This is a genomic window from Proteus vulgaris (genome assembly GCF_033708015.1).
Lineage (GTDB): Bacteria > Pseudomonadota > Gammaproteobacteria > Enterobacterales > Enterobacteriaceae > Proteus.
Genome location: NZ_CP137921.1, coordinates 25,223 through 43,888 on the forward strand (window position 1 = coordinate 25,223; position 18,666 = coordinate 43,888).

Annotated in this window: 16 protein-coding genes and 5 pseudogenes; 13 read left to right on the forward strand and 8 right to left on the reverse strand. The window is 53.1% G+C overall.

The window, feature by feature from the left end:
- Positions 1-10 precede the first annotated feature (10 nt).
- The 4 genes from SB028_RS19715 to SB028_RS19730 are packed head-to-tail and all read left to right on the forward strand — an operon-like array spanning position 11 to position 3,625.
- A complete protein-coding gene (locus SB028_RS19715) occupies positions 11-895 on the forward strand; it encodes a TrbG/VirB9 family P-type conjugative transfer protein (RefSeq protein WP_000735066.1) in 885 nt (294 codons plus the stop codon).
- Positions 895-2,055, forward strand: a complete 1,161-nt coding sequence (gene virB10, locus SB028_RS19720; RefSeq protein ID WP_000101710.1) for a type IV secretion system protein VirB10 — start codon at positions 895-897, stop codon at positions 2,053-2,055. The genes SB028_RS19715 and virB10 overlap by 1 nt, the downstream gene beginning before the upstream one ends.
- Before the next feature lie 41 nt (positions 2,056-2,096).
- Positions 2,097-3,092: an ATPase, T2SS/T4P/T4SS family gene (locus SB028_RS19725; RefSeq protein ID WP_000128596.1), complete on the forward strand. Its 996-nt coding sequence runs from the start codon at positions 2,097-2,099 to the stop codon at positions 3,090-3,092.
- A complete protein-coding gene (locus SB028_RS19730; protein WP_000792636.1) occupies positions 3,092-3,625 on the forward strand; it encodes a phospholipase D family protein in 534 nt (177 codons plus the stop codon). Before SB028_RS19725 ends, SB028_RS19730 begins: the two co-directional genes overlap by 1 nt.
- A gap of 173 nt (positions 3,626-3,798) precedes the next feature.
- Here SB028_RS19730 and SB028_RS19735 read toward each other — a convergent pair whose 3' ends face one another.
- The gene (locus tag SB028_RS19735) at positions 3,799-4,104 is read right to left on the reverse strand and encodes a DUF6710 family protein (protein WP_011742557.1); all 306 of its coding nucleotides are present in this window, start codon (positions 4,102-4,104) and stop codon (positions 3,799-3,801) included.
- Between the two features lie 248 nt (positions 4,105-4,352).
- Between SB028_RS19735 and SB028_RS19740 the strand changes: the two are divergent.
- Positions 4,353-4,532, forward strand: a pseudogene (locus SB028_RS19740) (ArsR/SmtB family transcription factor); the annotation flags it as partial.
- A 64-nt stretch (positions 4,533-4,596) separates the two neighbouring features.
- Positions 4,597-5,301 (forward strand): IS6-like element IS26 family transposase, encoded by a 705-nt coding sequence (locus SB028_RS19745; RefSeq protein WP_001067855.1) that lies wholly within the window; start codon positions 4,597-4,599, stop codon positions 5,299-5,301.
- Between the two features lie 182 nt (positions 5,302-5,483).
- Here SB028_RS19745 and SB028_RS19750 read toward each other — a convergent pair whose 3' ends face one another.
- The 3 genes and pseudogenes from SB028_RS19750 to SB028_RS19760 all read right to left on the reverse strand — a co-directional run.
- Positions 5,484-6,299, reverse strand: a complete 816-nt coding sequence (locus SB028_RS19750; protein ID WP_000018326.1) for an aminoglycoside O-phosphotransferase APH(3')-Ia — start codon at positions 6,297-6,299, stop codon at positions 5,484-5,486.
- Positions 6,300-6,417: 118 nt separating this feature from the next.
- Complete coding sequence (locus tag SB028_RS19755) at positions 6,418-7,122, reverse strand: IS6-like element IS26 family transposase (protein ID WP_001067855.1); 705 nt, start codon at positions 7,120-7,122, stop codon at positions 6,418-6,420.
- Positions 7,123-7,187: 65 nt separating this feature from the next.
- Positions 7,188-8,164 (reverse strand): annotated as a pseudogene (locus SB028_RS19760) (IS3 family transposase); the annotation flags it as partial.
- A gap of 395 nt (positions 8,165-8,559) precedes the next feature.
- Between SB028_RS19760 and SB028_RS19765 the strand changes: the two are divergent.
- The gene (locus tag SB028_RS19765; RefSeq protein WP_001516695.1) at positions 8,560-9,216 is read left to right on the forward strand and encodes a quinolone resistance pentapeptide repeat protein QnrS1; all 657 of its coding nucleotides are present in this window, start codon (positions 8,560-8,562) and stop codon (positions 9,214-9,216) included.
- A 318-nt stretch (positions 9,217-9,534) separates the two neighbouring features.
- Here the strand turns inward: SB028_RS19765 and SB028_RS19770 are convergent, their stop codons facing one another.
- Positions 9,535-10,149: a recombinase family protein gene (locus tag SB028_RS19770; RefSeq protein WP_058662453.1), complete on the reverse strand. Its 615-nt coding sequence runs from the start codon at positions 10,147-10,149 to the stop codon at positions 9,535-9,537.
- Positions 10,150-10,310: 161 nt separating this feature from the next.
- Here SB028_RS19770 and SB028_RS19775 point away from each other — a divergent pair.
- Positions 10,311-10,472 (forward strand): annotated as a pseudogene (locus SB028_RS19775) (DUF4158 domain-containing protein); the annotation flags it as partial.
- Positions 10,473-10,526: 54 nt separating this feature from the next.
- On the opposite strand, the gene SB028_RS19780 reads toward SB028_RS19775, so the two are convergent.
- Entirely contained in the window at positions 10,527-11,231 is a 705-nt protein-coding gene (locus tag SB028_RS19780) for an IS6-like element IS26 family transposase (protein ID WP_001067855.1), read from the reverse strand.
- Between the two features lie 150 nt (positions 11,232-11,381).
- Between SB028_RS19780 and groL the strand changes: the two genes are divergently transcribed.
- Both groL and SB028_RS19790 read left to right on the forward strand, forming a co-directional pair.
- Entirely contained in the window at positions 11,382-13,022 is a 1,641-nt protein-coding gene (groL, locus tag SB028_RS19785) for a chaperonin GroEL (RefSeq protein ID WP_004201176.1), read from the forward strand.
- A gap of 224 nt (positions 13,023-13,246) precedes the next feature.
- Entirely contained in the window at positions 13,247-14,740 is a 1,494-nt protein-coding gene (locus tag SB028_RS19790; RefSeq protein ID WP_043907034.1) for an IS91 family transposase, read from the forward strand.
- Positions 14,741-14,989: 249 nt separating this feature from the next.
- Here the strand turns inward: SB028_RS19790 and SB028_RS19795 are convergent.
- A pseudogene (locus SB028_RS19795) lies at positions 14,990-15,235 on the reverse strand (hypothetical protein); the annotation flags it as partial.
- Positions 15,236-15,584: 349 nt separating this feature from the next.
- On the opposite strand from SB028_RS19795, the gene SB028_RS19800 reads away from it, so the two are divergent.
- Entirely contained in the window at positions 15,585-16,547 is a 963-nt protein-coding gene (locus SB028_RS19800; RefSeq protein ID WP_396415744.1) for an IS30 family transposase, read from the forward strand.
- 60 nt (positions 16,548-16,607) lie between these two features.
- On the opposite strand, the gene SB028_RS19805 is transcribed toward SB028_RS19800, so the two are convergent.
- Positions 16,608-17,588, reverse strand: a complete 981-nt coding sequence (locus tag SB028_RS19805) for an IS5-like element IS5 family transposase (RefSeq protein ID WP_317751721.1) — start codon at positions 17,586-17,588, stop codon at positions 16,608-16,610.
- A gap of 55 nt (positions 17,589-17,643) precedes the next feature.
- Between SB028_RS19805 and SB028_RS19810 the strand changes: the two are divergent.
- A pseudogene (locus SB028_RS19810) lies at positions 17,644-17,751 on the forward strand (IS30 family transposase); the annotation flags it as partial.
- Between the two features lie 100 nt (positions 17,752-17,851).
- Positions 17,852-18,664: a subclass B1 metallo-beta-lactamase NDM-1 gene (locus SB028_RS19815; RefSeq protein ID WP_004201164.1), complete on the forward strand. Its 813-nt coding sequence runs from the start codon at positions 17,852-17,854 to the stop codon at positions 18,662-18,664.
- The last annotated feature ends 2 nt before the right edge of the window (positions 18,665-18,666 follow it).

The window sequence follows — 18,666 nt, forward strand, 5'->3', positions numbered from 1 at the left end:
GGGCTGCCCCATGAAAAAACTACTTCTTTCAGCAGTCGTTTTGTCAGTCCTGGGAGGCGCGGCCACTAACGTTATGGCGCTTGAGGTTGGCCGCAATTCTCCTTATGACTATCGCATTAAAAGCGTTGTTTATAACCCTGTTAATGTGGTCAAAATTGACGCTATCGCCGGTGTGGCTACCCACATTGTTGTCGCGCCTGACGAAACCTATATCACTCATGCTTTTGGCGATTCTGAAAGCTGGACGTTTGCGCACAAAATGAACCATTTTTTTGTGAAGCCGAAACAGGCCATGAGTGATACCAACCTGGTGATCGTCACCGATAAGCGCACCTATAACATCGTCCTCCATTTCATCGGTGAAGAAACGAAGAAAAATGCAGACGGTACGGTATCAAAATCCTTTATTGAAACGCCGTGGGCTGTGCGCCAGGCCGTTCTTCAGCTGACCTATGAATATCCGTTTGAGCAGCAGGAAAAAGCCAAAAGCGCGGCTGATAAAAAACGCATTACGCAGAAGCTGAAGCAGACGGCTTTTGCGGGGGCGAAGAACTATCAGTACGTAATGAGCGAACAGCCTGAAATGCGCAGCATCCAGCCGGTTCACGTCTGGGATAACTACCGCTTTACCCGGTTTGAGTTTCCGGCCAATGCGGAGTTACCGCAGGTCTACATGATTTCGGCCAGTGGCAAAGAAACGCTGCCTAACTCTCATGTTGTGGGTGAGAACCGCAACATCATCGAGGTGGAAACCGTCGCTAAAGAGTGGCGTATTCGTCTGGGCGATAAAGTCGTTGGCGTTCGTAATAATAATTTCGCGCCGGGCGCCGGTGCGGTAGCAACCGGCACGGCTTCCCCGGATGTGCGCAGGGTTCAAATTGGGGAGGATAACTGATGGCCCGTAAAAGTGTCGATGTAGATCAGGAACTCGATGAAAACACCGGAGACGGTGAATTCGAAAGCGAGCGTGGCGGATTTAAAGGCAGTAACCGCCGTTCGGCTCCTGGTATGAAAGCCTTTGTCATACTGATGGCGCTGCTTGCTTTGGTATTCATCGGGATTACGGTCATGGGTAAAATTCGCACCCCGGCTAAAGCTGAAGCTGATAAAGACGGTGGTAAAGCGCAACAGGCCAATACACTGCCAAACTACAGCTTTAACAGCGATCCTGATGTTAATAAACCTGCAACTGCGCAGAATAGCGCCACTGATGCCCGTGCTGTGCAGGCTGCCGCACAGGCAGATGCAGATGCGGGCAGCAGCAATACCGCCGCGCGTACCTCTAATAAGCGTAAAGAACCTTCGCCTGAAGAACTGGCTATGCAGCGTCGTCTGGGCGGCGAGCTGGCCCAGACTAATCAGGCGGCTACAAGCAATAGTCCCGGAGTGCAGCCCCAGGACAACGAAACAAGCGAAGGTAGTTCAGCACTCGCTAAAAACCTGACTCCTGCAAGGCTGAAGGCTAGCCGCGCTGGAGTCATGGCTAATCCCAGCCTGACTGTTCCGAAAGGCAAAATGATCCCCTGTGGTACCGGCACCGAGCTGGATACCACTGTTCCGGGTCAGGTTTCCTGCCGGGTTTCACAGGACGTTTACTCAGCTGATGGACTCGTTAGGCTGATTGATAAAGGCTCATGGGTTGACGGGCAGATTACCGGTGGTATCAAAGACGGCCAGGCGCGCGTGTTTGTTCTCTGGGAGCGTATCCGCAATGACCAGGACGGGACAATCGTTAATATTGACAGTGCCGGAACGAACTCACTCGGCAGCGCGGGGATTCCGGGCCAGGTGGATACCCATATGTGGGAGCGTCTGCGTGGTGCGATCATGATTTCGTTGTTCTCTGACACCTTAACGGCGCTGGTTAACCAGACGCAGAGTAATAACATTCAGTACAACAGCACAGAAAACAGCGGTGAGCAGCTGGCGTCTGAAGCACTTCGCTCTTACATGTCTATCCCCCCTACCCTCTACGATCAGCAGGGTGATGCGGTGAGCATTTTTGTTGCCCGCGACCTCGATTTCAGCGGCGTTTATACGCTCGCAGACAACTAAAAAAGTGGGCGCTTAGCGCCCGCTTTTCTTCAGGAGTAATCATGACTGATGCAGCTTTCTATCAACTTGGCCCACTGCGCGAGTATTTAGAAGATCCTACTGTTTTTGAAATTCGCATTAACTGCTTTCAGGAAGTTATCTGTGATACGTTCAGCGGCCGCAGGGTTGTGCAGAACGCGGCAATTACGGCAGATTTTATTAGGAACCTTGCTAAATCGTTGGTGAGCAGCAACAAGCTGACCATGCAGGCCATTAATGACGTGATCCTGCCTGGCGGGATCAGGGGCGTTATCTGTCTGCCCCCTGCGGTGATTGACGGTACAACGGCCGTAGCGTTTCGTAAGGATTTGGCGGCCGATAAAAATCTGGAGCAGCTGACCAGCGAGGGGATTTTCAGTGACTGCCGGAAGATTACCGGCAGCAAGCAAAGCCTAACGGATGATGATTTTTTCCTTAAAGAGCTGCACAGCAGCGAAAAATGGCCCGCATTCCTGCAAACCGCCGTTGAGAAGAAACGCACTATCGTGATCTGCGGTGAAACCGGGTCGGGGAAAACGGTACTCACGCGCGCGCTGTTAAAATCGCTACATAAAGACGAGCGTGTAATTATTTTAGAGGACGTTCACGAAGTCACGGTCGATCACGTTGTAGAAGCCGTTTATATGATGTACGGCGATGCAGGAAAGATCGGCCGCGTCAGCGCCACTGATGCCCTGCGAGCCTGTATGCGTCTGACACCGGGCCGTATCATCATGACTGAGCTTAGGGATGATGCTGCGTGGGATTATCTTAAAGCACTTAATACCGGCCATCCAGGCGGTGTTATGTCAACGCACGCTAACTCTGCGCGCGATGCCTTTAACCGTATTGGGCTGCTTATCAAAGCGACCCCTATCGGCCGTATGCTCGATATGAGCGATATTATGCGAATGCTCTACTCCACCATTGACGTTGTGGTGCATATGGAAAAGCGGAAAATCAAAGAAATTTATTTTGACCCTGAATATAAAATGCAGTGTGTGAACGGGAGCCTGTAATGAAAAACTTAGCAACCTGGCTTCTGGCCGCAGCATTTACGACAGCCGCCCTGCCCGCCTTTGCGGTGGAACCATCCGTTCAGGTTGGCTACTCGCCTGAAGGAAGCGCCCGCGTTCTCGTCCTGAGCGCCATTGACTCCGCAAAAACCTCGATACGGATGATGGCTTATTCTTTTACCGCCCCGGATATTATGAAGGCACTGGTAGCAGCCAAAAAACGGGGAGTTGATGTGAAAATCGTAATTGATGAAAGGGGCAATACGGGGCGCGCCAGCATTGCGGCCATGAACTACATAGCGAACAGCGGCATCCCTTTGCGTACTGACAGTGATTTCCCTATCCAGCATGACAAGGTGATCATCGTGGATAATGTGACCGTTGAAACTGGCAGCTTTAATTTCACCAAAGCGGCCGAAACGAAAAACTCGGAGAATGCGGTGGTGATCTGGAACATGCCTAAGCTCGCTGAATCATTCCTCGAACACTGGCAAGACCGCTGGAATCGGGGGAGAGACTACCGTTCCAGCTACTGAATACTGACCGCCGAAAGGCGGTTTTTTTTGTTCAAAGAAACTGATCTCAGTATCGCGCACGGGGCAGCTGGCCAACGTCGCCGGCATCGCGCCGGCAAAAATCGAAAAACAGAAATATCAGCAAGATAGCTTAAACAGGTGTCGGGAAATTTCGTTGAGATATTTTGAAGGAATCACAGTGTAAGCAGGCGGCCTATTTCAAAAAAGGCGGCTGTACGGTAGTCACTGACTCTCTCGCAGATCTTCCCGCTCATGTACCAGTAATACCCGTCAGTGCTGACAATATCGAGCAAATACCGCATATCATAAACCGTATCGGGTATTACCTCACCCTCACCGGCCAGAACGCCGCTGGCAATAGAATGGTTCCCTCCTCGTACAAAGCCTATCCGCCAGGGCAACCACAAAGTAACGCGGTGGTTAATATCCTGTACCCACGGATTGCCCTTAGCGCTGCCTATATGGGGTCTGAGGTCCAACCATGCGAAAAACCACGTTAAGAAAGCAACCTTCTGAAAAGGCGACGTTTATCAGTTTTTTTTCCGGCCATAAAGGGGGCGGAAATTATTCCCTGCACGGGTATTCGCAAGGATTTCGGTAGTGCTCTGGCTCTGCCCCCCATAACCTGGCGGACAGAGCATGATTGGGAAAGCGGTACCCTCACGGCAGAAACGATTGACGCAGGCTATATTTCTATTATTCTGGAAATATAGATAAAGGAGGTATTATGGATTTAAACACTGCTGCAAACGCACTTCGAGAACTGGGCCACCCGACACGTCTCAGCATATACCGGGAGCTGGTCAGGGCGGGTCATGAAGGCCTGCCGGTTGGCGAACTGCAGAAGCACCTTGAGATTCCTGCCTCCACGCTCAGCCATCATCTTTCAGCGCTGATATCCGCTGGACGGCACTGTTGCAAATAGTCGGTGGTGATAAACTTATCATCCCCTTTTGCTGATGGAGCTGCACATGAACCCATTCAAAGGCCGGCATTTTCAGCGTGACATCATTCTGTGGGCCGTACGCTGGTACTGCAAATACGGCATCAGTTACCGTGAGCTGCAGGAGATGCTGGCTGAACGCGGAGTGAATGTCGATCACTCCACGATTTACCGCTGGGTTCAGCGTTATGCGCCTGAAATGGAAAAACGGCTGCGCTGGTACTGGCGTAACCCTTCCGATCTTTGCCCGTGGCACATGGATGAAACCTACGTGAAGGTCAATGGCCGCTGGGCGTATCTGTACCGGGCCGTCGACAGCCGGGGCCGCACTGTCGATTTTTATCTCTCCTCCCGTCGTAACAGCAAAGCTGCATACCGGTTTCTGGGTAAAATCCTCAACAACGTGAAGAAGTGGCAGATCCCGCGATTCATCAACACGGATAAAGCGCCCGCCTATGGTCGCGCGCTTGCTCTGCTCAAACGCGAAGGCCGGTGCCCGTCTGACGTTGAACACCGACAGATTAAGTACCGGAACAACGTGATTGAATGCGATCATGGCAAACTGAAACGGATAATCGGCGCCACGCTGGGATTTAAATCCATGAAGACGGCTTACGCCACCATCAAAGGTATTGAGGTGATGCGTGCACTACGCAAAGGCCAGGCCTCAGCATTTTATTATGGTGATCCCCTGGGCGAAATGCGCCTGGTAAGCAGAGTTTTTGAAATGTAAGGCCTTTGAATAAGACAAAAGGCTGCCTCATCGCTAACTTTGCAACAGTGCCGGGCAGGGTAGTACCGTTGGCCCGGCGTTCGATAGTACCGTCCGGATACTGCCAGATATCGGCGTCCAGGGAGATGTCCTGAAGCGCGGTGTCCGGAATTTCAGGTTTGTGTCTCTACAAAGACTAACTATCAGAAAAACTCATCGAGCATCAAATGAAACTGCAATTTATTCATATCAGGATTATCAATACCATATTTTTGAAAAAGCCGTTTCTGTAATGAAGGAGAAAACTCACCGAGGCAGTTCCATAGGATGGCAAGATCCTGGTATCGGTCTGCGATTCCGACTCGTCCAACATCAATACAACCTATTAATTTCCCCTCGTCAAAAATAAGGTTATCAAGTGAGAAATCACCATGAGTGACGACTGAATCCGGTGAGAATGGCAAAAGCTTATGCATTTCTTTCCAGACTTGTTCAACAGGCCAGCCATTACGCTCGTCATCAAAATCACTAGCATCAACCAAACCGTTATTCATTCGTGATTGCGCCTGAGCGAGACGAAATACGCGATCGCTGTTAAAAGGACAATTACAAACAGGAATCGAATGCAACCGGCGCAGGAACACTGCCAGCGCATCAACAATATTTTCACCTGAATCAGGATATTCTTCTAATACCTGGAATGCTGTTTTCCCGGGGATCGCAGTGGTGAGTAACCATGCATCATCAGGAGTACGGATAAAATGCTTGATGGTCGGAAGAGGCATAAATGCCGTCAGCCAGTTTAGTCTGACCATCTCATCTGTAACATCATTGGCAACGCTACCTTTGCCATGTTTCAGAAACAACTCTGGCGCATTGGGCTTCCCATACAATCGATAGATTGTCGCACCTGATTGCCCGACATTATCGCGAGCCCATCTATACCCATATAAATCAGCATCCAGGTTGGAATTTAATCGCGGCCTCGAGCAAGACGTTTCCCGTTGAATATGGCTCATAACACCCCTTGTATTACTGTTTATGTAAGCAGACAGTTTTATTGTTCATGATGATATATTTTTATCGGCACTGTTGCAAAGTTAGCGATGAGGCAGCCTTTTGTCTTATTCAAAGGCCTTACATTTCAAAAACTCTGCTTACCAGGCGCATTTCGCCCAGGGGATCACCATAATAAAATGCTGAGGCCTGGCCTTTGCGTAGTGCACGCATCACCTCAATACCTTTGATGGTGGCGTAAGCCGTCTTCATGGATTTAAATCCCAGCGTGGCGCCGATTATCCGTTTCAGTTTGCCATGATCGCATTCAATCACGTTGTTCCGGTACTTAATCTGTCGGTGTTCAACGTCAGACGGGCACCGGCCTTCGCGTTTGAGCAGAGCAAGCGCGCGACCATAGGCGGGCGCTTTATCCGTGTTGATGAATCGCGGGATCTGCCACTTCTTCACGTTGTTGAGGATTTTACCCAGAAACCGGTATGCAGCTTTGCTGTTACGACGGGAGGAGAGATAAAAATCGACAGTGCGGCCCCGGCTGTCGACGGCCCGGTACAGATACGCCCAGCGGCCATTGACCTTCACGTAGGTTTCATCCATGTGCCACGGGCAAAGATCGGAAGGGTTACGCCAGTACCAGCGCAGCCGTTTTTCCATTTCAGGCGCATAACGCTGAACCCAGCGGTAAATCGTGGAGTGATCGACATTCACTCCGCGTTCAGCCAGCATCTCCTGCAGCTCACGGTAACTGATGCCGTATTTGCAGTACCAGCGTACGGCCCACAGAATGATGTCACGCTGAAAATGCCGGCCTTTGAATGGGTTCATGTGCAGCTCCATCAGCAAAAGGGGATGATAAGTTTATCACCACCGACTATTTGCAACAGTGCCCTTTCTGCTATGCCATTGCTTTCCGGGCTTCGCACTGCTGTCGTACAAGGCTCCAGTCCCAGCAACCGGGCGAACGCCGGCACTGTTGGCAACTGCCTTCCGAAGCGTTTTTCCACCGCACCCAGCATGGCATCCTGCACCGTTTCTTTGTCATAGCCTCCGGTGCTCGCTGCCCAGTCAATGATCTCCCTGTCGCAGCAGTCCTGCGCGAAGGTCACCCGCAGCTTTTCGCCATTATCACAGCGGAACTCAAAGCCATCTGAGCACCAGCGCCGGTTACTTTCCGCTACTGCTACGCGCCCCTTATGGGCCCGCTTACGGCAAGGATCAGCGGGTTTACGTTCAAGAAGCAGATTATGCGTTCTCATAATGCGATACACCCGCTTTGCATTAACCACAGGCAGGCCGTCCCGCTCCGACTCCCGTCGCAGCAGCGCCCACACACGGCGATAACCATACGTCGGCAGGTCAGCCACCGCCATGTTTATCCGGGACAATACGGTGGTATCGTCAGAACGGGGCTGCCGTCTGCGATCCTGTCAGTCAGATGGCCGGTGAACCCGAATGCTCAACTGCGCACGCGACACGCCAAGACTTCTGCAAACGTCGCTTATTCGTCGTTCCCAGGCAACGAGGGCGCATGCGCAATCCATTTTTTTGCCCGGCCGAACTCCACGGCCTCTTAGAGTATCTCGGCTTCCATCGTCTTTTTGCCCAGAAGGCGCTGGAGTTCGCGAATTTGCTTATTGGCGGCAGCGAGTTCGGAGGCCGGCACCACTTCCTCGCCCGATGCAACAGCCGTCAGTGAACCGTCTTAATATTGCTTGCGCCATTTGAATATCTGGTTTGCATTGATGCCATGCAGGCGCGCGACATGAGACACGGTCATACCGGGCTCCATAGTCTGCTGAATAATGGCAATTTTTTCCTGCGGTGTACGACGCCGACGCCGCTCAGGTCCTGATAACACTTCAACCATCTTATCGTTCTGACTGGTATTAAACATAGTTCCAAGACTACCTCTTATTTTAAGAGAGTCGAAGTGTCTGGTGATCTATGGGGCCAGTCTAGCCCTCTTCCAAGTGTAGGGAGATATAGTCAAAGTTTGCTTCTCCGCCGATGAGTCCGCCCTGCGTCGGATAGTCCGATTTTTTACCGGCGAAGCACGGCTCTCCTAACCCTATCTAAAGCGAATAACTTTTTTCAACAGGGCCGCGTGCCAATGCAAGAGCGATAGGCGCTCTACGCGCCAATTTGACCACTTAAAACAGGTAAATTGAGGGGTTGTAATGTGTTGATGTAACAGGCTTTTATTTTAATGTCTTGGCATATGTATATATGGTAGTCTAGCCCTCCTTTCAACAAGGAGTACTCATGGAAACCTACAATCATACATATCGGCACCACAACTTTTCACATAAAGACTTAAGTGATCTCACCTTCACCGCTTGCACATTCATTCGCAGCGACTTTCGACGTGCTAACTTGCGTGATACGACATTCGTCAACTGCAAGTTCATTGAACAGGGTGATATCGAAGGCTGCCACTTTGATGTCGCAGATCTTCGTGATGCAAGTTTCCAACAATGCCAACTTGCGATGGCAAACTTCAGTAATGCCAATTGCTACGGTATAGAGTTCCGTGCGTGTGATTTAAAAGGTGCCAACTTTTCCCGAACAAACTTTGCCCATCAAGTGAGTAATCGTATGTACTTTTGCTCAGCATTTATTTCTGGATGTAATCTTTCCTATGCCAATATGGAGAGGGTTTGTTTAGAAAAATGTGAGTTGTTTGAAAATCGCTGGATAGGAACGAACCTAGCGGGTGCATCACTGAAAGAGTCAGACTTAAGTCGAGGTGTTTTTTCCGAAGATGTCTGGGGGCAATTTAGCCTACAGGGTGCCAATTTATGCCACGCCGAACTCGACGGTTTAGATCCCCGCAAAGTCGATACATCAGGTATCAAAATTGCAGCCTGGCAGCAAGAACTGATTCTCGAAGCACTGGGTATTGTTGTTTATCCTGACTAATTGCTTTGATGTGTGATTTTAAACGCTCAAATTTATAAAACGAATAATATTGTCAACCTTGCAATAATAGACATAGGGACAACCATGTATAAATTTTTACCCTCAGGCGTCTTCACAATAGAGCCATATAGCAGTGGGTCACTTAATGGGCTTAATTTTTCCATTAAAGATAATATTAATATTGCTCAGTATAAAACATCATATGGTAGCCCATCTTGGCAAGTAAACATAAGGCTGCCATTTATAAGGCACTGTTGCAAAAATGTGGAGGTGATAGGGGTACTACGCCGGAACCCCAGATTTTTCCGTCCGTTCAAATTATCCACGGTTGAGCAGCTTGATCCCGTCCGCCCGCAGTTGACCAACAGGGGAAATATGCCTGTACAAAGTTTGCCGGGTTATCCCAAGTTCCTGGCATAGCGTACTGACCTTTGTTTCTGATTGTCCCATTGATGCCATTGCCAGTCGCAGTTTGACTGGCGTCATTTTATAAGGTCGGCCGCCGTTCCGCCCACGGGCTCTTGCTGATGCCAGACCTGCAGTCGTTCTTTCAGCAATCAGTTCGCGCTCAAACTCCGCCAGTGCGGCAAAGATACCGAAGACAAGCTTGCCAGCGGCCGTTGTTGTGTCGATAGTCGCCCCGTGACCGGTCAGCACTTTCAGACCGGTCCCCCTCGCGGTCAGGTCGTGCGCTGTATTAATGAGATGACGAAGATCACGACCGAGGCGGTCCAGCTTCCATACGACCAGCGTGTCTCCGGGTCGTAGTGCTTTCAGACAGGCTGTAAGTCCAGGACGCTCTTCTCGTTTGCCCGATGCCCGGTCCTCATAAAAATGTGCGGCATCAACACCTGCGGCGATCAGTGCATCACGTTGTAAATCATTCGTCTGCGAACCATCCGCTTTTGACATCCGATTATATCCGATGAACATATTTCCTCTGTCACATATACGTTCGATTATGTGACATTCTGATTTGGGTACCATAATCTGTCAACGGTAGTCACATTACCCGTAATTTAAATTATGACACGTAAAGGTTCTATGTTAATGATAATGTGACAAGCGCGTTTAAATAGGCATAAGGATCAGAGATGCCTACTAAAAATAAGCTCCTCAGTATTCTTTCGGACGCCGAGCAGGAAGCGCTCTATGGTCTACCTGATTTCGATGATGCACAGCGGCTGGAGTTTCTGGCGCTGAATGAATATGAACTGGCGCTGGCCTGCAGTCGCCGGGGGCTTCACGCTCAAATTTAGGCACTGTTGCAAAGTTAGCGATGAGGCAGCCTTTTGTCTTATTCAAAGGCCTTACATTTCAAAAACTCTGCTTACCAGGCGCATTTCGCCCAGGGGATCACCATAATAAAATGCTGAGGCCTGGCCTTTGCGTAGTGCACGCATCACCTCAATACCTTTGATGGTGGCGTAAGCCGTCTTCATGGATTTAAATCCCAGCGTGGCGCCGATTATCCGTTTCAGTTTGCCATGATCGCATTCAATCACGTTGTTCCGGTACTTAATCTGTCGGTGTTCAACGTCAGACGGGCACCGGCCTTCGCGTTTGAGCAGAGCAAGCGCGCGACCATAGGCGGGCGCTTTATCCGTGTTGATGAATCGCGGGATCTGCCACTTCTTCACGTTGTTGAGGATTTTACCCAGAAACCGGTATGCAGCTTTGCTGTTACGACGGGAGGAGAGATAAAAATCGACAGTGCGGCCCCGGCTGTCGACGGCCCGGTACAGATACGCCCAGCGGCCATTGACCTTCACGTAGGTTTCATCCATGTGCCACGGGCAAAGATCGGAAGGGTTACGCCAGTACCAGCGCAGCCGTTTTTCCATTTCAGGCGCATAACGCTGAACCCAGCGGTAAATCGTGGAGTGATCGACATTCACTCCGCGTTCAGCCAGCATCTCCTGCAGCTCACGGTAACTGATGCCGTATTTGCAGTACCAGCGTACGGCCCACAGAATGATGTCACGCTGAAAATGCCGGCCTTTGAATGGGTTCATGTGCAGCTCCATCAGCAAAAGGGGATGATAAGTTTATCACCACCGACTATTTGCAACAGTGCCAGGAAGACGACCTGTTCGCGATCCTCGGCTGATCGCGCGTCGCTCCCACACATTTCTCATCCGAATAATTTTTCGAGGTAATTCGCAATGGCTGCCAAGGACATTCGTTTCGGCGAAGACGCGCGCTCCAAGATGGTGCGCGGCGTCAACGTGCTCGCCAACGCCGTGAAGGCGACCCTCGGCCCGAAGGGCCGCAACGTCGTGCTGCAGAAGAGCTACGGCGCGCCGACCATCACCAAGGACGGCGTCTCCGTCGCCAAGGAAATCGAACTGGCTGACGCGTTCGAGAACATGGGCGCGCAGATGGTGAAGGAAGTCGCTTCCAAGACCTCCGACAACGCCGGCGACGGCACCACCACCGCCACCGTGCTGGCGCAGGCGTTCATCCGCGAGGGCATGAAGGCGGTCGCCGCCGGCATGAACCCGATGGACCTGAAGCGCGGCATCGACCAGGCGGTGAAGGCCGCGGTCGGCGAACTGAAGTCGCTGTCCAAGCCGTCGTCGACCAGCAAGGAAATCGCCCAGGTCGGCGCGATCTCCGCGAACTCGGATGCCAACATCGGCGACCTGATCGCGCAGGCGATGGACAAGGTCGGCAAGGAAGGCGTGATCACGGTCGAGGAAGGCAGCGGCCTGGACAACGAACTCGACGTGGTCGAGGGCATGCAGTTCGACCGCGGCTACCTGAGCCCGTACTTCGTCAACAACCAGCAGTCGATGTCGGCCGACCTGGATGATCCCTTCATCCTGCTGTACGACAAGAAGATCTCCAACGTGCGCGACCTGCTGCCCGTCCTCGAGGGCGTGGCCAAGGCCGGCAAGCCGCTGCTGATCGTGGCGGAGGAAGTCGAAGGCGAAGCGCTGGCGACCCTGGTGGTCAACACCATCCGCGGCATCGTCAAGGTCTGCGCGGTGAAGGCCCCGGGCTTCGGCGACCGTCGCAAGGCGATGCTGGAAGACATGGCGATCCTGACCGGCGGCGTGGTGATTTCCGAGGAAGTCGGCCTGTCGCTGGAGAAGGCCACCATCAAGGACCTCGGCCGCGCCAAGAAGATCCAGGTGTCGAAGGAAAACACCACCATCATCGATGGCGCCGGCGAAGGCGCGGGCATCGAGGCGCGCATCAAGCAGATCAAGGCGCAGATCGAGGAGACCTCCTCCGACTACGACCGCGAGAAGCTGCAGGAGCGCGTGGCCAAGCTGGCCGGCGGCGTTGCGGTGATCAAGGTCGGTGCCGCCACCGAAGTCGAGATGAAGGAAAAGAAGGCGCGCGTCGAAGACGCCCTGCACGCGACCCGTGCGGCCGTCGAGGAAGGCATCGTCCCGGGCGGCGGCGTCGCCCTGATCCGTGCCAAGGCGGCGATCGCCGGCATCAAGGGCGTGAACGAAGACCAGAACCACGGCATCCAGATCGCCCTGCGCGCGATGGAAGCCCCGCTGCGCGAGATCGTGACCAATGCCGGCGATGAGCCGTCGGTCATCCTCAACCGCGTGGTCGAAGGTTCGGGTGCGTTCGGCTACAACGCCGCCAACGGCGAGTTCGGCGACATGATCGAGTTCGGCATCCTGGACCCGACCAAGGTCACCCGCACCGCGCTGCAGAACGCCGCGTCGATCGCGGGCCTGATGATCACCACCGAAGCGATGGTGGCCGAGGCCCCGAAGAAGGACGAGCCGGCGATGCCGGCCGGCGGCGGCATGGGCGGCATGGGCGGCATGGATTTCTAAGCCCCGCGATCCATCAAGCAAGACCACAAAGCCCGGCCTCGTGCCGGGCTTTGTGCGTTCTGGCGTCCGAGGCGGGAGACTTCCTACCCGCCCCGCGGCAATGTCTGACGCGAAGATCAGAAAACGCCGATATGAACGCGTGCTCGCGGGCGCAACCCTGAGCAGCCGTCCCTGCAACGGAGCGCTGCGTGCCGCGCCTGACCGCACCCCGGCGGCAGGCCGAGGTGTGCGCGCCACTGCCGGCCGCCCACGCCGCTGCGCGTTACGCGCGCCACCTGCCCGAGCGCACGCTGCTGTACGCGCTAGTGCAGGCGCACTACCCGGACTTCATCGCGCGTCTTGAGGCCGAAGACCGCCCGCTGCCCGAGTATGTGCGCGAGGAGTTCGAGACCTACCTGCGCTGCGGCGTGCTCGAGCACGGCTTCCTGCGCGTGGTCTGCGAGCACTGTCGTGCCGAGAGGCTGGTGGCGTATTCCTGCAAGAAGCGCGGGCTGTGCCCGAGCTGCGGCGCACGGCGCATGGCCGAGTCGGCGCGGCATCTGGTGGACGAGGTGTTCGGCCCGCGGCCGGTGCGGCAATGGGTGCTGAGTTTCCCGTACCCGTTGCGCTTCCTGTTCGCCAGCAAGCCTGAGGCGATCGGCCCGGTGCTGGGCATCGTGCATCGTGTGATCGCCGGTTGGCTTGCCGATCAGGCCGGCGTGCCGCGGGATACGGCGCAATGCGGCGTGGTGACCCTGATCCAGCGCTTCGGCAGCGCGCTGAATCTCAACATCCACTTCCACATGCTGTGGCTCGACGGCGTGTACGAGGACACCACCGAGCGTCCGCAGCGCAAGCCGCGCCTGCACCGCACCCGTGCGCCCACATCGGCGCAACTGACGGAACTGGCCAACACCATCGCGCATCGCGTGTGCCGGCACCTGTCGCGCCGCGGCTGGCTCGAAGGCGAAGACGAATCCGTGTTCCTGTCCGACAGCGCGGGTAGCGACGACGGCATGGATGGGCTGCGGATGAGTTCGATGACCTACCGCATCGCCACCGGTCGCGACGCTGGCCGCAAGGTCGTCACGCTGCAAACGCTGCCTGGCGACGCCGGTCCGCTGGAGGGCGACGCCGGCAAGGTCGGCGGCTTCTCGCTGCATGCCGGCGTGGCCGCGGAAGCACACGAAAGCCACAAGCTCGAAAAGCTGTGCCGCTACATCACGCGCCCGGCGATCAGCGAGCAGCGGCTATCGATCTCGCCACAGGGCAGGGTGCGTTACCAGCTCAAGACGCCGTGGCGCAATGGCACCACGCATGTCGAATGGGATGCGGTGGACTTCATCGCCAAGCTGGCGGCACTGGTCCCGCCGCCACGCGCGCATCTCACCCGCTTCCACGGCGTATTCGCCCCGAATGCAAACCTGCGCGCGCAGCTGACGCCCTCGGGGCGCGGCAGGCGGCCTGCGGGCGATGCGGCGCCAGTGGACGTCAGCGCCCACGACGAGCCGCGCAGCCCCGAGCAGAAGCGCCGTGCGATGAGCTGGGCGCAACGGCTCAAGCGGGTCTTTTCCATCGACATCACCACCTGCGCCCACTGCGGCGGCGCGGTGCGGATCGTCGCCAGCATCGAAGACCCCAAGGCCATTCGCGCCATCCTCGCCCACTTCGAGAAACACGGCGCGCTGGAGCAAGCGCACTACCGGCCCGCAGCGCGCGCCCCGCCGCCCGCCGCGTGATGAGGCGCCGGCCACACAGCCGGCAGCCAAGCCAGAGTCCGATCCGATGCGGCCACGACCCCGCAGGGCTGCGCTCGGCCCTGTGCCGGGATTCGGTGAGAAATGGCTACGCACTGAGCCGCTGCGTGGCCCCGCGATGTCGAAAACCCACGCATGAACCCCCGATCTGTGCCCGATCTGTGCCCAAAGCGGCGCTTGCGCGGCCGCTTCCTACCCGCCAGACTCGCCAAAAAGGGCGGTTGAACTTCCTATACCCATATCCCACTTTAGGTTTGGCAGCACCTTTTCAATCAGGTGGTTGTTTACACCAATCCAGCTATTGGCCAATTGAATATTGGTTTCGTCTACTTTTTTTGATTTTTTAAACAGCTTGGTAAAACCGAGTGCCAAAACAGGGGGACCATGTAAAAACGTGCTTCCTGTAATGACTGAACCAACTGTGAGTCCTTTACTGACTTTTTGCAATAAGGATGCTTTTTTATGAGCAGTAGACATAAATCTAACCTTGAGTGTAGAGATTTAAAAAAATGTTCCAACTATAAACAACGGAAATTGAAATACAATTGTATATTTGAAGATGTTGACATTTTTTATGGATTTACCCATTTTCTGCAATTTTAATCCACTTTATCATAAGTGAAGCATTGGTATTTGGTGTATAAAGTTCTTAAAAACTTTTATTGAAACATATATCTCATGTTTTTAGAAATCCGATAAATTGAAAACAATGGAGGGCAGAGTAAAACTTGAAGTGCGACATAAACCACCTAATTAATTTAAAGGGTTTATGGAGTATATAAAATTGTCATACCATCATCTTAACTTTGAAGATCGTACTGCATTAATGCTTGAGTCAAGAAAAGAAGGCTTTTCAGCCAGAAAATTTGCTGAACTCATTAAAAGACATCCTAGTACGATCTATCGTGAGCTTAAAAGAAATAGCATCAATGACGTTTATCAAGCTCAATATGCTTCTGATAACACTTTTGCTAGACGTAGACGTGGTCACAGAAAACTCAAAATCGATTCAATCCTCTGGAAATTTATTGTTGAAGCGATCCGTTGTTTATGGTCTCCTCAGCAAATAGCAAAGCGTTTAAAGACATTTCCTGATTTGGATCAAACAATGAATGTAAGCCATACAACGATTTATTCAACGATACGAGCATTACCCAAGGGTGAGTTGAAAAAAGACTTATTATCCTGTCTACGTCATGAAAATAAAAAGCGAAAAGCTAACGGTGAACCTAAAAAAGATTCTATATTACAGGATATTAAAACTATTCATGAGCGCCCAGCCGAAGTTCAAGAAAGAAAAATACCGGGTCATTGGGAAGCTGATTTAATTAAAGGTAAAGACAATAAAAGTTCGATAGCAACACTTATTGAACGAAATACACGGCTCTGTATCTTGGCAACATTACCTGATGCAAAGGCAGAATCAGTGCGCAAGGCTTTAACTGAAGCTCTGAAATATTTACCTGCAGAACTGCGTAAAACGTTGACCTATGACCGTGGACGTGAGATGTCAGAACATAAAATACTCGAAGAAGATTTAGGCATAGATGTATATTTCTGTGACCCACATTCACCCTGGCAAAAAGGCACATGCGAAAATATGAATGGTTTAATTAGGCAATATTTACCTAAAGGGATTGATTTAAATCAGGCAGATCAGCATTATTTAAATCAAGTTGCCATGTCACTGAATACTCGTCCTAGGGAAGGTGCGAATAAGCGGGGAAATTCTTCTCGGCTGACTCAGTCATTTCATTTTTTCCTGTTTGAGCCGTTTTTTCTCCCGTAAATGCCTTGAATCAGCCCATTTAGACCGTTTCTTCGCCATTTCAGGCGTTATTCCCAGTTTTTAGTGCGATCTCTCCCACTGACGTATCATCTGGTCCACCCGAAACAGGTTGGCCAGGGTGAATAACATCGCTAGTTGGTTATCGTTTTTCAGCAGCCCCTTGTATCTGGCTTTCACGAAGCCGAACTGCCGCTTGATGATGCGAAACGGGTGCTCCACCTTGGCACGGATGCTGGCTTTCATGTATTCGATGTTGATGGCCGTTTTGTTCTTGCGCGGATGCTGCTTCAAGGTTTTTACCTTGCCGGGACGCTCGGCGATCAGCCAGTCCACATCCACCTCGGCCAGCTCCTCGCGCTGTGGCGCTCCTTGGTAGCCGGCATCGGCTGAGACAAATTGCTCCTCTCCATGAAGCAGATTACCCAGCTGATTGAGGTCATGCTCGTTGGCCGCGGTGGTGACTAGGCTGTGGGTCAGGCCACTCTTGGCATCGACACCAATGTGGGCCTTCATGCCAAAGTGCCACTGATTGCCTTTCTTGGTCTGATGCATCTCCGGATCGCGTTGCTGCTCTTTGTTCTTGGTCGAGCTGGGTGCCTCAATAATGGTGGCATCGACCAAGGTGCCTTGAGTCATCATGACGCCTGCTTCGGCCAGCCAGCGATTGATGGTCTTGAACAATTGGCGGGCCAGTTGATGCTGCTCCAGCAGGTGGCGGAAATTCATGATGGTGGTGCGGTCCGGCAAGGCGCTATCCAGGGATAACCGGGCAAACAGACGGATGGAGGCGATTTCGTACAGAGCATCTTCCATCGCGCCATCGCTCAGGTTGTACCAATGCTGCATGCAGTGAATGCGTAGCATGGTTTCCAGCGGATAAGGTCGCCGGCCATTACCAGCCTTGGGATAAAACGGCTCGATGACTTCCACCATGTTTTGCCATGGCAGAATCTGCTCCATGCGGGAGAGGAAAATCTCTTTTCTGGTCTGACGGCGCTTACTGCTGAATTCACTGTCGGCGAAGGTGAGCTGATGACTCATGATGAACCCTGTTTCATGGCTCCAGATGACAAACATGATCTCATATCAGGGACTTGTTCGCACCTTCCCTAGAAAGGCGTTAGATTGGCTTACACCATTAGAGAAATTTGCTCAGCTTGTTGATTATCATATGGCTTTTGAAACTGTCGCACCTCATGTTTGAATTCGCCCCATATTTTTGCTACAGTGAACCAAATTAAGATCATCTATTTACTAGGCCTCGCATTTGCGGGGTTTTTAATGCTGAATAAAAGGAAAACTTGATGGAATTGCCCAATATTATGCACCCGGTCGCGAAGCTGAGCACCGCATTAGCCGCTGCATTGATGCTGAGCGGGTGCATGCCCGGTGAAATCCGCCCGACGATTGGCCAGCAAATGGAAACTGGCGACCAACGGTTTGGCGATCTGGTTTTCCGCCAGCTCGCACCGAATGTCTGGCAGCACACTTCCTATCTCGACATGCCGGGTTTCGGGGCAGTCGCTTCCAACGGTTTGATCGTCAGGGATGGCGGCCGCGTGCTGGTGGTCGATACCGCCTGGACCGATGACCAGACCGCCCAGATCCTCAACTGGATCAAGCAGGAGATCAACCTGCCGGTCGCGCTGGCGGTGGTGACTCACGCGCATCAGGACAAGATGGGCGGTATGGACGCGCTGCATGCGGCGGGGATTGCGACTTATGCCAATGCGTTGTCGAACCAGCTTGCCCCGCAAGAGGGGATGGTTGCGGCGCAACACAGCCTGACTTTCGCCGCCAATGGCTGGGTCGAACCAGCAACCGCGCCCAACTTTGGCCCGCTCAAGGTATTTTACCCCGGCCCCGGCCACACCAGTGACAATATCACCGTTGGGATCGACGGCACCGACATCGCTTTTGGTGGCTGCCTGATCAAGGACAGCAAGGCCAAGTCGCTCGGCAATCTCGGTGATGCCGACACTGAGCACTACGCCGCGTCAGCGCGCGCGTTTGGTGCGGCGTTCCCCAAGGCCAGCATGATCGTGATGAGCCATTCCGCCCCCGATAGCCGCGCCGCAATCACTCATACGGCCCGCATGGCCGACAAGCTGCGCTGAGC